Source organism: Nonomuraea sp. NPDC049028 (assembly GCF_043197735.1).
Lineage (GTDB): Bacteria > Actinomycetota > Actinomycetes > Streptosporangiales > Streptosporangiaceae > Nonomuraea.
The window spans coordinates 692,493-706,197 of record NZ_JBICTR010000001.1 but is presented as its reverse complement, the minus strand read 5'-3'; the positions used below and the strand labels follow the sequence as shown (position 1 = coordinate 706,197).

The 13,705-nt window shown below is 68.7% G+C and carries 11 protein-coding genes; 3 read left to right on the top strand and 8 right to left on the bottom strand.

Annotated features, from left to right (window positions below; genetic code table 11):
- Positions 1 to 10 precede the first annotated feature (10 nt).
- Genes ACGFJ2_RS03190 through ACGFJ2_RS03180 form a run of 3 tightly spaced genes read left to right on the top strand, consistent with a single transcriptional unit; the run spans position 11 to position 4,383 of the window.
- Entirely contained in the window at positions 11 to 3,202 is a 3,192-nt protein-coding gene (locus ACGFJ2_RS03190) for a DEAD/DEAH box helicase (RefSeq protein ID WP_393464118.1), read from the top strand.
- Position 3,203: 1 nt separating this feature from the next.
- The gene (locus tag ACGFJ2_RS03185) at positions 3,204 to 4,022 is read left to right on the top strand and encodes an SWIM zinc finger family protein (protein WP_393464115.1); all 819 of its coding nucleotides are present in this window, start codon (positions 3,204 to 3,206) and stop codon (positions 4,020 to 4,022) included.
- Positions 4,003 to 4,383, top strand: a complete 381-nt coding sequence (locus ACGFJ2_RS03180) for a VOC family protein (protein ID WP_393464112.1) — start codon at positions 4,003 to 4,005, stop codon at positions 4,381 to 4,383. The genes ACGFJ2_RS03185 and ACGFJ2_RS03180 overlap by 20 nt, the downstream gene beginning before the upstream one ends.
- Before the next feature lie 10 nt (positions 4,384 to 4,393).
- Here ACGFJ2_RS03180 and ACGFJ2_RS03175 read toward each other — a convergent pair whose 3' ends face one another.
- From ACGFJ2_RS03175 to ctaD, 8 genes are all read right to left on the bottom strand, one after another.
- Positions 4,394 to 5,332, bottom strand: coding sequence for a diacylglycerol kinase family protein (locus tag ACGFJ2_RS03175; protein ID WP_225289703.1), 939 nt, complete (start codon positions 5,330 to 5,332; stop codon positions 4,394 to 4,396).
- 92 nt (positions 5,333 to 5,424) lie between these two features.
- Complete coding sequence (locus tag ACGFJ2_RS03170; RefSeq protein ID WP_393464109.1) at positions 5,425 to 8,169, bottom strand: immune inhibitor A domain-containing protein; 2,745 nt, start codon at positions 8,167 to 8,169, stop codon at positions 5,425 to 5,427.
- 112 nt (positions 8,170 to 8,281) lie between these two features.
- Positions 8,282 to 8,623, bottom strand: coding sequence for a fumarate reductase subunit FrdD (frdD, locus tag ACGFJ2_RS03165; protein ID WP_357951090.1), 342 nt, complete (start codon positions 8,621 to 8,623; stop codon positions 8,282 to 8,284).
- On the bottom strand, positions 8,620 to 9,003 hold the full coding sequence (locus tag ACGFJ2_RS03160) for a hypothetical protein (RefSeq protein WP_393464106.1): 384 nt from the start codon (positions 9,001 to 9,003) through the stop codon (positions 8,620 to 8,622). Before ACGFJ2_RS03160 ends, frdD begins: the two co-directional genes overlap by 4 nt.
- The gene (gene sdhB, locus ACGFJ2_RS03155) at positions 9,000 to 9,761 is read right to left on the bottom strand and encodes a succinate dehydrogenase iron-sulfur subunit (RefSeq protein WP_393464103.1); all 762 of its coding nucleotides are present in this window, start codon (positions 9,759 to 9,761) and stop codon (positions 9,000 to 9,002) included. Before sdhB ends, ACGFJ2_RS03160 begins: the two co-directional genes overlap by 4 nt.
- A complete protein-coding gene (gene frdA / locus ACGFJ2_RS03150) occupies positions 9,754 to 11,490 on the bottom strand; it encodes a fumarate reductase (quinol) flavoprotein subunit (protein WP_393464100.1) in 1,737 nt (578 codons plus the stop codon). The genes sdhB and frdA overlap by 8 nt, the downstream gene beginning before the upstream one ends.
- 6 nt (positions 11,491 to 11,496) lie before the next feature.
- Positions 11,497 to 11,730, bottom strand: coding sequence for a hypothetical protein (locus tag ACGFJ2_RS03145; protein WP_357951079.1), 234 nt, complete (start codon positions 11,728 to 11,730; stop codon positions 11,497 to 11,499).
- 112 nt (positions 11,731 to 11,842) lie between these two features.
- Positions 11,843 to 13,555, bottom strand: a complete 1,713-nt coding sequence (gene ctaD / locus ACGFJ2_RS03140; protein ID WP_393464097.1) for a cytochrome c oxidase subunit I — start codon at positions 13,553 to 13,555, stop codon at positions 11,843 to 11,845.
- Positions 13,556 to 13,705 lie beyond the last annotated feature (150 nt).

Genomic DNA, 13,705 nt, shown 5'->3' with positions numbered 1-13,705 from the left:
CGCTGCCGAGATGCTGGTCGTACACGGGGTCTGGGCAGGAGACGCCCTCGCTTTCTGGGCAGAGGACACCGAGGGCACCTCGCAATCCGCCGACGCGCCCACCACCGGGACGACCGCCCGGCCCGCCACCGGGACGACCGCTGGAGCCGCTCGGCCGGACACCGGGACGACCGCTGGAGTCGTCGTGCGGCCGCACCCGTTCGCCGCGTCCGCTGTCGCGCTCGGCGATCTGCTCGGGCTCGCGTCTGCCCTGGCCGTCACGCTCCGTGAACACGCCTCCTCCGCTGAGGGTTCGCAGGGGGGCCTCACGGAACGGCGGCCGGCCGATCGGCTGCCTGCGGTCCCGTTGGACGGGTCCGTGCGCGGTCTGCGGTTGCTCCTGCCCGGTTCCGCCAAGGAGCCGCTGGCCTCGCCCGAAGCCGGGCGCCTGTCGGAGATCGTCCGGCCGCGCCTGCATCTGTGGGAGGTGCCCGCTGTCGTCCCGGCCACCGAAGACGCGCTGCGGGTGCTCGCCGAACACCCCGGCGCCGCCACCGTACGCCACTGGAGCGTGGTGGCCGAGTTCGCGCGCGATCTCGTACGGCGGGGGCGGGTCATCCCTCAGCTCATCCCCCATGCCCACTCGGAAGAGGCCGGTGGGCGGGCCGTGTGGCGGGCGGTGCTGACCGGGGCCGACGCCGCCTACTTCCGAGACCTCGCCCTCGCCATGCCGCCCGCCTGCCGTACCTCCGAGGTCGAGCGCCCCTCAGTGGAGGTGCTCGGGGCGGCGCTGGACGGGTTCACCGACGCGCTCGTCCGGGCGGCGCTCACCGAACCGCTCGTGACCGGCCCCCGTACGGGCCAGGAGCGGTGGCTGGCGGCGCTGACCGGGGCCGACGACAGCTGCCCGGACAGCCCGGAGCTGCGCCGTGAGCTGGAGGAGTGGCGGGCTTCCGTGGCCGCCGCGGACGGGGCCGCCAGGGTGTGCTTCCGCCTGCTCGAACCCACCGGCGATCTCGACCTCACGCCATCTGCCGACGACCTCAACCACCTGGATAGCACCGCCCCCGCCGACCAGGCTGGCGGCACCACTGGCACCGGCGCTGACGATGGCCGTGGCTGGCGGGTCGAGATCGCGTTGCAGGCCGCCGACGATCCCAGCCTCTACGTACGCGCCGAACGGGTGTGGAGCGGCGAGCCGGTGCCCGGCCTGCCCAGGAGTCCGGAGCGCGAGCTGCTGGCCGGGCTGGGCCGTGCCGTACGCCTGTACCCCGAACTCGACCGGGCTCTTCGGGTCGCCGAGCCGACCGGGCTGGAGCTGGACACGGCGGGCGCGTTCGGGTTCCTGCGGCAGGCGGCGCCGCTGTTGCAGGCCGCCGGGTTCGGGGTGCAGCTGCCGCGCTGGGCCGGCCGTACGAGGCTGGGGCTGAAGCTGACCACCCGCACCAAGAAGCAGAGCGCGGCCACCGCCCAGGGGTTCGGGCTGCGCGAGCTGGTGAACTTCCGGATCGACCTCGCGGTCGGCGACGAGACGATCAGTGAGGCGGAGCTGGCCGAGCTGGCCAGGCTGAAGGTGCCGCTGGTACGCGTCCGCGGGCAGTGGGTGGAGCTCGACGACCGTCAGCTCAAGGCCGCGCTGAAAGCCGTCGGGGGCGAGCGCACCGGCGAGTTGCCCGCCGCCGACCTGCTGCGTCACGTGGTCCAGGGTGACGACGAGCTGCCGCTGCTGGAGGTCGACGCCGACGGTGTGCTCGGCGATCTGCTGTCCGGCCAGGCCGAGCGGCGGCTCCTGCCGATGGCCACGCCCAGCGGCCTGGACGCGACGCTGCGCCCCTATCAGGAGCGCGGGCTGGCCTGGCTGAGCTTCCTGTCGGAGCTGGGGCTGGGCGGGGTGCTGGCCGACGACATGGGGCTGGGCAAGACGGTCACCACGCTGGCGCTGCTGGTCCACGAGCGGGCCGACACGCCGACGCTGCTGGTGTGCCCGATGTCGCTGGTGGGCAACTGGGAGCGGGAGGCGGCCAGGTTCGCGCCGGGGTTGCGGGTCTATGTGCACCACGGCAGCGGCCGGGACGCCCAGGCGATCGGCGACGCCGACCTGGTGATCACCACGTACGGCACCGCGCAGCGGGACCTGGAGACGCTGCGGCGGGTCGAGTGGCGGCGGGTGGTCTGCGACGAGGCCCAGGCGATCAAGAACAGCGGCACCCTGCAGTCCCAGGCCGTCCGGGCGATCCCCACGGGCACGCGGCTGGCCCTGACCGGGACACCGGTCGAGAACCATCTCGCCGAGCTCTGGTCGATCATGGAGTTCGCCAATCCGGGGCTGCTCGGGCCGCGGTCGCGGTTCAGGACCCGGTTCCAGGAGCCGATCGAGGCTCGCCAGGACGAGCAGGCCATGCGGGCGCTCAAACGGGCGACCGGCCCGTTCGTGCTGCGCCGCGTCAAGACCGACAAGTCGATCATCTCCGATCTGCCGGAGAAGATGGAGGTCAAGGAGTGGTGCCCGCTCACGCCCGAGCAGGCCAGCCTCTACCAGGCCGTCGTCGACGACATGCTGGGCAGGATCGACGACAGCGAGGGCATCGAGCGCCGCGGCCTGGTGCTGGCGGCCATGGCCAGGCTCAAGCAGGTCTGCAACCACCCTGCCCATCTGCTCAAGGACGGCTCGCTCCTGTCGGGCAGGTCGGGCAAGCTGGCCCGGCTGGAGCAGCTCGCGGAGGAGATCGTGGCCGAGGGGGAGAAGGCGCTGGTGTTCACCCAATACTCGGAATTCGGGACGATGCTCCAGCCCTACCTCGCGCAGCGGCTCGACCGGCCGGTGCTCTGGCTGCACGGCGGCCTGCCCAAGAAGACGCGCGACCGCCTGGTCGAGCGTTTCCAGCATGATGACGAGCCGATGCTGTTCCTGCTGTCGCTCAAGGCCGCGGGCGTCGGTCTCAACCTGACGGCGGCCAATCACGTGATCCACGTGGACCGCTGGTGGAATCCCGCCGTCGAGGACCAGGCCACCGACCGTGCCTTCCGCATCGGGCAGCGCAAGAACGTACAGGTGCGCAAGCTCATCTGCGCGGGAACCCTGGAGGAACGCGTGGATGAGATGATCGAGCGCAAGAAGGCCCTGGCCGAGAGCGTGGTCGGCACCGGCGAGGACTGGCTGACCGACCTGTCCACCGGCGAGTTGCGCGAGGTCTTCCGCCTGACCGCCGAGGCGGTGAGCTGAAATGGTGTGGTTCGAGGCCGCCAAGCCGATCAGGGTCGAGGGCGGGCTGCGGGCGCGCACACAGCGGGGTTCGATCGGCTCCACCTGGTGGTCGCGGCGCTTCATCGACATCCTGGAGCGCGTCTGCGACAAGGGCCGCCTGTCCCGGGGCCGCGCTTACGCCCGCGCGGGCCAGGTCCTGTCGATAGACCTCGCCCCCGGCCTGGTCACGGCGGCCGTCCAGGGCTCGCGGCGCAGGCCGTACGACATCAGGATCGAGATCGAGGCGTACGACGAGGCGCGCTGGACCGCCATCGAGGAGGCGATCGCGGCCCAGGCCGTCTACCGGGCGAAGCTGCTGGCCGGTGAGATGCCGACGGAGATCGAGGAGCTGTTCGCCGCGCTGGGCATCGACCTGTTCCCCCGGGACCTGGACATGGAGTGCTCGTGCCCTGACTGGGGTCTGCCGTGCAAGCATCTGTCGGCGGTGCTGTACCTGCTGGCGGAGTCGTTCGACGACGATCCGTTCCTGGTGCTGGCCTGGCGCGGGCGCAGCCGGGAGCGGCTGCTGGGGTCGTTGGCCGATTCGGAACCGGAGCCGATCGCGGTGCGGGACGTGCCGTTCGCCGACCGGCTGGCCGACTTCTACGCCCCAGGCGCCACCGCCCACCGGCCCGAACGGCGTCCCGGTGCGGCGGCGTCCGATCTCCTGCCCCGCGTCTTTCCGCCGCCGCGCGATCTGGCGGACCCGCTGGCCGCGGCGTACCGCCGCCTCGGCGAGCCCCCGCATGATGAGAGCCAACGGGGGGTATCGCCACCGGATGGCATGCCGTATCAGTGAATTGGTGATCGACTGTCGAGACCCCGAACGCCTTGCCGCGTTCTGGTGTGAGGTGCTTGGCTACGTCATTCTCGATCGGGAGGAGGACGGCAGCATCGAGATCGGTCCCGAGGCCGAAGGCTTCGGCGGCCTCCAGCCGACGCTCGTCCTCAGCCCGGACGACCATCCGAAAACCGGAAAACTGCCGCTGCACATCGACGTGAACCCCACCGACCGCGACCAGGACGCCGAGCTCGAACGCCTGCTGGCCGTCGGCGCCAAGCCCGCCAACGTCGGACAGACGGGCAAGGAGTCCTGGTACGTCCTGGCCGACCCCGAGGGCAACGAGTTCTGTCTTCTGCGCCGACGCCTGAGCGGCTAGTCGCCAAGCCTTAACGATCGTCGAAGTCGGCGGGCACCATGACGCGCACCCCGTTGGGCACCACGCGGAGCCGGATCGGGGTGCGCAGGCGCACTTCGCCGTCGACGTCGGCCGCCATCGGCGGGTCGGTCTCCAGCAGCATCTCCTGACCCATCACGAACGGGCCGCCCGCCAGGCTGCGCCAGCGGCCGGTCGTGGCGCGCACCAGCGTCTCGCCGAGCAGGCGCAGCTTCTTGCCCGAGCCGAGCTGGTAGGCGACCAGCATGCCGTTGTCGATGCTGACGTCCTTGGCCAGCTGCCAGCCGCCGTGGAAGCGGCCGTTGGCGATGTTGAGCTGGTGGGTGAACAGCTCGTGGCGCGTGCCGTCGACCGTGATGTACGCGCGGAACGGCCGGTGGCCGGGCAGGACCCGCAGAGCGGTCAGCGGGTAGGCGGGACGGCCGAGGATGCGCTTGAGCCACGGCTTGACCGTGCCCGCCACCTCGACGGACACGCCGAAGCTGGCCAGGTTGGCGAACGGCCGGTCACCCGCCATGCCGAGGTCGATGTCGGCCACCTTGCCGGTGGCGAACACCCCGACCGCCCCGGCCAGGTCGAGCGGCAGGCCCAGGCTGCGGGCGAAGTTGTTGGTGGTGCCCAGCGGCAGCACGCCGAGCGCCACGTCACGGTGGGCCACGTGGCGGACCGCCGAGGACAGTGTGCCGTCGCCGCCACCGACGATCAACAGGTCGGGCCGGGTCTCGAGAGCCTGGTCGAGCAGGGCGCGCAGCCGCTTGGGGTTGGAGACCGACAGCTCGGCCTGCGGCTCGAAGCCGAGGGCGTGGATCTGGTCGATCACCTCGAAGTAGTGCCGGCGGCCCCGGCGCGAGCGAGTGTTGACCACCACCGCCACCCGGCGGTCCTGGAGGATCGCCTCGGTGTGCTCGGTCTTGGTACGCAATTCGCTCATGGTCATCAATGGTAGGCGCGCGGAGCCCCCTCTGGGGCCAGCCGAAGGGGCCGCCGGATGACCCGGCGGCCCCTCGATTTACCTTTTCGGCCTTACTTCTTCGGCGGAATCACCTGGACTATGGCGCCCAGGTTGCCCGGCAGCGGCGAGACCAGCTTGAACTGGACGCCGAGCGCCTTGCCCTCGTCACCCGGGTTCCCGGTGCCGGCCACATGGCCGCCACCCAGGTCCGTTCCGTACAGCTCGGTGGCCGGGGTTCCGTCGACGTTCACGACGCGGGTGCTGTACGGCTGGTCGCCCTTGGACGGGACGACCACCGACGCGTCGAAGTCGCGGTAGAACAGGCTGCCGTTCTGCAGTTCCAGACCCGGGTACCAGGTCTTGGCGTCGGTGAAGTTCGGCACGCCCTTCAGCGCCGGGATGTCCGTGCAGTACTCGCTGAACGGCTCGTCCGCCGCCTCCAGGCACTCCTTGAGCGGGTACGTCTTCCCGAAGGAGAACGCCGCGTTGGACGACTGGGTGCGGCCTTCGAGGTTCTTGTGCCGCGTCGGGTCCTTGGTCGCCGCGGTGCCGGTGCGGCGCAGCGGATCGAAGTGCGAGTCCACGACCAGCAGGCTGCCCTTCGACCCGATGCTCGGCTGGAGATCGAGGTTGTTGGACAGCGAGTTGTTGGTGAACGTCGAGTCGCGGTACCACACCAGCAGGCCGGGGGCGTTGTACTTGACCTTCTCCACCTTCCACGCCCCATCACGGGAGTAGTTGGTGTCGTAGGCGTACTGCAGGCCCTGGTCGAACCCGTCGAAGTTGCGCCACTCGGCCAGGTAGAAGCGGGACACCTCGCGCGAGCCGTTGTTGATCGTCCAGCCCTGGCCGCTCGTGTTGGTGTGCGTGCCGCCGATGGCCTTCCAGCCGTTCTCGCCGCCTTCGACGTCGTCGCTCCACACGGCGGTGCCGCCGTTGGTGAGCTGGAAGTCGTCGGCGTGCCAGCCGCGCGGGGTGAAGGCCGCGTCGGTGTTGTACGCGAGGCGCAGCTTGATCGTCTTACCGGCGAACGCGTTCAGGTTGACGTAGTCGTGCCGCCAGCCGTTGGTGTTGCCGGTGAGCCCGTACTTCTTGTCGCCGAACGTCTTGAGGTTCTTGTTCGGGTCCGGGTAGCCGTCGGGCGTGGTGACCTCGTTGCCCGCCTCGTCGTAGACCTTCTGCTGGGCCCAGGTCTCGCCGCCGTCGGTCGAGACCTCGACGAAGCCGAAGTCCCAGTCCTGCTCGATCTCGTAGTTGTTCCACATCCAGAACCGCAGGTCGGTCCCGGCGGGCACCGCCACGTCACGGGTCAGCTTGACGTCCGCCCATTCCTGGTCCAGGCCGGACCACCAGGCGTTGGCGCCGCTGTGCGGGTCGACCATCTTCAGCGGCGTGGAGGCCAGGTTCACCCGGACGCCGTCCTGGGTGAGCTTGGGCGTCCGCGACGACTGTCCGACGGTGACCAGCTTGGCGGCGTCGCCCGGGTTGAACGTCTTCGGGTTCGCCCAGCCGAGCACCCACTTGTCCCACAGGCCCATATGGGTCGGCATCGACTGGAAGATCGGCCCGGAGTGCGAGCCGCTCGACATCAGGTCCCAGAAGTCGACGGCGGAGCTGGCCTGGCCCGAAGTGTCGTACAGGTCGGGCAGACCGAGGTCGTGGCCGTACTCGTGGGCGAAGACGCCGACGCCGGAGTCCTCCGGCTGCACGATGTAGTTGGAGATCTTCTTGTCGGTGCCGGGGATCTTGTAGCCGCCGGCCACCGCGCTGGAGTGCGCCCAGATCGCGTACGTGCCCTCGGCGCCGCCGTTGGACGACTTGTCCTTGCCCGCGTGCACCATGACCAGGTGGTCGATGACGCCGTCGGGCTCACTGAAGTTGCCGTCACCGTCGACGTCGGAGACGTCCTCGACGTCGTAGTCGGCCCACGGGAAGTTGGGCTGGCTCTTGGCCAGCGCGTCCACCGTGTCGATGGCGAGCTGGCCCGCGCCGAGCGGGTTGTCCGGGCTGCCGGTCATGTCCTGGGGAGCGCCACCGCAGGCCGCCGCGCCGTACCAGGCCTCGGAGTGCGGCGCCTTGATCCAGCCGACCGCGGAGCCGGTGACCGAGTAGGCGCCCTTGGACATCTCCTCGTACATCTTCTTCATGGTGAAGCCGGAGATGTCGATGCCGGGGCGGCCGTCGCGCGGGTCCTTCAGGTCAGGACGTACGCGCTGGGTGATGCCCTTGTCGGTGTAGAGCATCGTGTTGAAGTGCGAGGTGCTGAAGTCCTTGACCCAGAAGCTGTTGTTGTCCTTGTGCGGCAACGTCGCGGGGTCGGGGATGTTGTTGTGCAGCGGGCCGTTCTTGACCGTGCCCGCCGGCTCGACCACGCAGTCGTCGGGCGCGCTGTTGACCGTGCGCAGGCGGTTGTAGCCGGAGAAGTCGTCGTTGGCCTGCTCGTTGAACTCGACCAGGACGGTCAGCAGCTTGGCGACGCGGGTCTGCTTGGACTTCTTGAAGATGAAGTCGGCGGGGTTGCGCCCGGTCTTGATCGCCTCGTTCTCGCGGGCCGCGAGCACACGGGCGGCGGCCGGGTTGCCGCTGGTGAACTTCCTGTCGACCTTCTGCGCCGGGCTGAGCGAGCGGGCCTTCTGGTTGGGCAGGAGAGGCTCGTCGGGCGTCTCTTCGACGCTGGGCGGCGCATAGTTGATGTAGAAGTCGGACGCGCCCGGCTCGTACCTTGCGGCAGAGGCGGGGGCGGCGGGGACCGTCAACGCGGCGCCGAGGAGGGCGACCGCGGGTAATGCGGCTAACAGACGCTTTGTGCTGGGCACTGATAACCCTCTCTGCCCGGGATCGCCGGGCGCATGGCCACAGGGTGTGCAATGCCGGAATTTAGAGGGTTAGTAAAGCAAACGTAAAGAGCCCGGTTGAAATGTGATGAAACTAGAACAAAAGCAGCGCCCCAGTCACACCACCCACGATCGCCCCGCCGTAGCAGAGCACCGCGATCAGCGAGTCGTACCGGGCGATGCCGAACAGCTCCTCGCTGGTGAACCGGATCCGGTGCGCGGCGTGGAACAGGCAGAGCACGATGACCACGAGCAGCGCGAGCCGTACGAGGACGTTGCCCAGGAGCGCGCGCAGGTGCGCGACGGTCGGCCAGTCGATCACACCGAGCGGCATGAGCACGCCGAACAGCAGGACCAGCACGGGCAGCAGCAGCGCGGCGGCCACTCCCCCGCCGCTGAAGAGCAGCCACAAGTACGGCTCCAGCGTCCGCTTCACGGTGACCTCAGGATGAAGTAGGCGATCAGGACGGACAGGGCCAGCCACGCCGAATGGTTGCCGCCCTGGATCATCCAGGCGGGCACCCGCCAGCCGTCGAGCCGGACCACGGTGGCCTTCGGCGCCAGGTTCAGGAACGTGACGGCGTGGAAGACGGTCGCGACCAGGGCCACCACGTTGACGACGATCATCCAGGGCTGGGCGGCCAGGGCGGTGAAGTCCTGGAAGGTGCCGCCCAGCAGGGCGCCGACCAGCAGGAGCAGGAAGACGATCGTCCACGCGACCAGCACGCTGGTCAGCTCGCGCAGGACGAAGATCGTGTAGTTGCGGGTACGGGCGAACCAGAACGCGTCCCGCGGCGGCCGGTATGCGCTGGTCATCGCTTGCTCCAGGGCAGTACCGAGCGCAGGGCGGCGGTCAGCTTGCCGCGCTGGATCGCCTCGGCCGGGTCCACGTGCTTGGGACAGACCCGCGTGCACTCTCCGACGAACGTGCAGCCCCAGACCGCCTCCTCCAGGTTGAGCACGTCGAAGCGGTCACCCATGTCCCGGGAGTCGAGGTTGTAGCGCTGGGCCAGCGCGATCGCGGCCGGGCCGAGGAAGTCGGGGTTGAGCACGTACACCGGGCAGGCCGAGTAGCAGAGCATGCAGTTGATGCACATGCTGTACTGCTTGTAGGCGTCGAGCTGCTCGGGCGTCTGCGCGTACTCCGTGGTCAGCGGCAGCTCCTCGCCCTCTCTGATGAGCCACGGCCGCACCAACGACAGCTTGGCCAGGAAGTCGTCGATGTCCACGACCAGGTCCCTGATCACCGGGAAGCCCTTGAGCGGCTCGATCCTGATCGGCCCGTCGCCGTACTCGGTGAGGAAGGTCCCGCAGGTCAGCCGGGGCTCGCCGTTGACGGTCATGCCGCACGAGCCGCAGATGCCCATCCGGCACGACCAGCGGAACGACAGGCTGCCGTCGAGCCGGTCCTTGACGTAGTTCAGGCCGTCGAGCACGGCCCAGTCGGCCGTCAGCGGCACGTCGTAGCCCTGGAACACCGGCTCGCTGTCCTGACCCGGCCGGTAGCGGGCGATCTCCAGCCGGATCGTGCGGGTGGCCGCCGCCTGCCGTACGGACTCTTCGGTGTCAGTCACGTCCATAGACCCTTTCCCCCGGAGGCCAGCGGGTGATCGTCACGGGCAGCAGGCCGACCGACGGCGTGCCGTCGGGCGCGCGGTGCACCAGCGAGTGCGCGAGGTAGGTGCTGTCGTCCCTGGCGGAGAAGTCGGTGCGCTGATGCGCGCCGCGCGACTCCTTCCGGTTGAGCGCGCAGGCGACGATGGCCTGCGCGACGTCGAGCATGGTGTGCAGCTCCTGCAGGTTGATCAGCTCGGTGTTGAACGTCGTGCTGGCGTCGTCGACGCGCGCCTCTTGCGCGCGTTCGCGCAGCTCGGCGAGGGTGTCGACGGCCCTGGCGAGCACACCGCCGGTCCGGTAGATCCCGGCCGCGCCCTCCAGGGTGTGCTGCATCTCCTCGCGCAGGTCGGCGATCCGCTCGCCCTTGCCCGACGCGTCTCGCGCGCGCTCCAGCCGCCGCCGCTCGTCGTCCCCCTGTGTCCGTACGGCCTGGGGCTCGCCCTGCTCTTTGTGCTCTTTCGCGAACCTCGCGGCGGCCAGGCCCGCCCTTCTGCCGAAGACGAGGATCTCCGGGAGCGAGTTCGAGCCGAGCCGGTTGGCGCCGTTGATGCTGACGCACGCGGTCTCACCGGCCGCGAACAGCCCGGCGACCGGAGTGGCGCCGTCGAGGTCGGTGTGGACGCCGCCCATCATGTAGTGCACGACCGGGCGGACCGGGATGAGGTCGGTGGCCGGGTCGAGGTTCTGGTAGCTCTTGCACAGCTCGCGGACGAACGGGATGCGGGCCTCGATCTTGCCCTCGCCGAGGTGGCGCAGGTCCAGGTAGACGACCGGCCCGTACGGGGTGTCGACCGTGCGGCCGAGCTGCTGTTCGTGCACGAACGCCTGGGAGAGGCGGTCGCGCGGGCCCAGCTCCATGCTGCGCAGCTTGGGCGTCGGCGTGGGTTTGCCCAGGTCGTAGTCCTGGAGGTAGCGGTAGCCGTCCTTGTTGATCAGCCAGCCGCCCTCCGCCCTGGCCGCCTCGGTGATGAGGATGCCGGTGAACGGCAGGCCGGTCGGGTGGTACTGGACGAACTCCATGTCCTTCAGCGGCGCGCCCGCCCGGTAGGCCAGGGCCATGCCGTCGCCGGTCTTGATCGCGGCGTTGGTGGTGAAGGGGAAGACCCGGCCGCAGCCGCCGGTGGCCAGGATGACGGTCCTGGCGGCGATGGTCTCGACGCGGCCGGTCCTGATTTCGACGGCCACGACGCCGTGGACCTGGCCGTCGTCGACGACGAGCTTGGTGACGTACCACTCGTCATACCGCACGATGTCCCGATATTTCAGTGTTGTTTGGAACAAGGTGTGGAGAAGGTGGAAACCGGTCTTGTCGGCCGCGTACCAGGTGCGCATCCGCTTCATCCCGCCGAACGGACGGACGGCCACCCGGCCGTCCGGCTCGCGGCTCCACGGGCAGCCCCAGTGCTCCAGCTGGATCAGCTCCCGGGGCGCCTCCTCCACGAACGCCTCGACCGCGTCCTGGTCACAGAGCCAGTCGCCGCCGGAGATCGTGTCGTAGCAGTGCTCGTCGAGCGTGTCGCCGACGCCGATCACCGCGGCGGCGCCGCCTTCGGCGGAGACCGTGTGGCTGCGCATCGGGTAGACCTTCGACACGACCGCCACCGTGAGCGCGGGGTCCGTCTCGGCGACCGCGATGGCCGCGCGCAGACCCGCTCCGCCTCCTCCGACGATGAGCACGTCGATCATGTGCGATCAGCTCCCGTGGTCGGGTTGTATCGGGTCCTTCACCCGCTTGCCGTCATGGCGGATGGCGGAGAGGTGGATGCTGCCGTCGTGGTACTCGTGGCGGATCCTGCGGCAGCCGCAGTCGAAGAGCTGGTCGCGGATCACCAGGCCGTAGCCGTCGTCGTCGACGAGGCGCTCGCCGGCGGACTTCTTGCCGCAGGGGGCCGTCTCGGGGGTGAAGGGAGTCTTCGTGCCGGTCATCGCCGATCTCCTTAGATGGGCGAAACGTCATCTCCACACAAGCACCCGGACCTGCTTCGGAGAAGGCCCGGCTTTGGGCTGGCTTTCGAAGCGGCTCTTTGGCACGTGCCGGTCAGCCGGGCTGCTCCTCGGTCTCTTTCGAACCCTCTTCCCCAGTCTCCTCTTCCCCGCTCCCCTCTTCGAGTTCCTCCTTCAGCAAGTGCGGATAGTGCAGATCGAACGCGGGCCGTTCGGACCGGATGGGCGGGAGGAAGGTGAAGTTGTGCCGGGGCGGCGGACACGAGGTGGCCCACTCCAGGCTGTTGCCGTAGCCCCACGGGTCGTCGAGCGTCACCTTGGGCGCCCGCCTGGCCGTCTTCCAGACGTTGTAGAGGAACGGCAACGTCGAAGCGCCGAGTAGGAATGCCCCGATGGAGGAGATCTCGTTCATCCCGGTGAAGCCGTCGGCCGCGCTGTAGTCGGCGTAGCGCCTGGGCATGCCCATCGCCCCGAGCCAGTGCTGGATCAGGAACGTGGTGTGGAACCCGATGAACAGCGTCCAGAAATGCACCTTCCCCAGCCGGTCGTCGAGCATCCGCCCGGTCATCTTCGGCCACCAGAAGTAGAACCCCGAGAACATGGCGAACACCACGGTCCCGAACACCACGTAATGGAAGTGCGCCACCACGAAATACGTGTCGCTGATGTGGAAGTCGAGCGGCGGTGAGGCCAGAATGACCCCGGTCAGGCCGCCCAGCAGGAACGTCACCAGAAACCCGACCGCGAACAGCATCGGCGTCTCGAAAGACAGATGGCCCCGCCACATCGTGCCGATCCAGTTGAAGAACTTCACCCCTGTCGGCACCGCGATGAGGAACGTCATGAACGAGAAGAACGGCAGCAGCACCTGACCGGTGGGGAACATGTGGTGCGCCCACACGGTCATCGACAGTCCGGCGATCGCGATCGTCGCCCCGACCAGCCCGCCATATCCGAAAATCGGCTTGCGACTGAACACCGGGATCACCTCGGTGATGATCCCGAAGAACGGCAGCGCGATGATGTACACCTCGGGATGCCCGAAGAACCAGAACAGGTGCTGCCAGATCAACGCCCCGCCGTTGGCCGGGTCGAAGACGTGCGTGCCGAATTTACGGTCCGATTCGAGCACGAGCAGCGCCGCGGCCAGCACGGGGAACGCCATGAGGACGAGCATGCTGGTCAGCAGGGTGTTCCAGGTGAACAGCGGCATCCGGAACATCGTCATGCCGGGGGCCCGCAGTCCGATGATCGTGGTGATGAAGTTGACGGAGCCGAGAATCGTCCCGAGGCCCGACAGCGCGAGCCCCATGATCCACAGATCGCCGCCTATGTGCGGCGTGAAGGTGGCGGTGGAGAGCGGCGTATAGGCGAACCACCCGAATTCGGCGGCCCCACCCGGCGAGATGAACCCGGCCAGCACGATCAGGCCGCCGAACAGGAACATCCAGTACGCCACCGCGTTGAGCCGGGGAAACGCGACGTCAGGAGCCCCGATCTGCAAGGGCATGATCACATTGGCGAATCCCGCGAACAGCGGCGTGGCGAACAACAGCAGCATGATCGTGCCGTGCATGGTGAACAACTGATTGTAGAGCTGCTGGCTCACGAGTTGCATACCGGGCTGTACCAATTCGGCCCTGATCACCATGGCCATAATGCCCGCGACGAGGAAGAACCCGAACGAGGTGATCAGATAGAGATAGCCGATGACCTTGTGATCGGTCGTCGACAGCCAGGACACAATGATCTTACCGGTGCGCCGGCGTCTGACCTGCTCGATCGAGGTCTCGCGAACTGCCGTCACGAGTGCTCCCTCCTTTGCGGAGTGTGCTCTGCCCCCGATCCTCCAATTTCACGCCAACGATCGCCATACGGGAAGCAATTTTCAACATTCGCCGCACACGTCTTTGCCTGGCGCCCCTTTTTCGGTCCTTATGGCATGCACGCGGCGCAT

Excerpts from the sequence above, each read along its gene's own strand:
- ACGFJ2_RS03185 (WP_393464115.1), top strand. The coding sequence starts at position 3,204 with ATGGTGTGGTTCGAGGCCGCCAAGCCGATCAGGGTCGAGGGCGGGCTG.
- ACGFJ2_RS03180 (WP_393464112.1), top strand. The coding sequence starts at position 4,003 with ATGGCATGCCGTATCAGTGAATTGGTGATCGACTGTCGAGACCCCGAA.
- ACGFJ2_RS03175 (WP_225289703.1), bottom strand. The coding sequence starts at position 5,332 with ATGAGCGAATTGCGTACCAAGACCGAGCACACCGAGGCGATCCTCCAG.
- ACGFJ2_RS03190 (WP_393464118.1), top strand. The coding sequence starts at position 11 with ATGCTGGTCGTACACGGGGTCTGGGCAGGAGACGCCCTCGCTTTCTGG.
- ACGFJ2_RS03145 (WP_357951079.1), bottom strand. The coding sequence starts at position 11,730 with ATGACCGGCACGAAGACTCCCTTCACCCCCGAGACGGCCCCCTGCGGC.
- ACGFJ2_RS03160 (WP_393464106.1), bottom strand. The coding sequence starts at position 9,003 with ATGACCAGCGCATACCGGCCGCCGCGGGACGCGTTCTGGTTCGCCCGT.
- frdA (WP_393464100.1), bottom strand. The coding sequence starts at position 11,490 with ATGATCGACGTGCTCATCGTCGGAGGAGGCGGAGCGGGTCTGCGCGCG.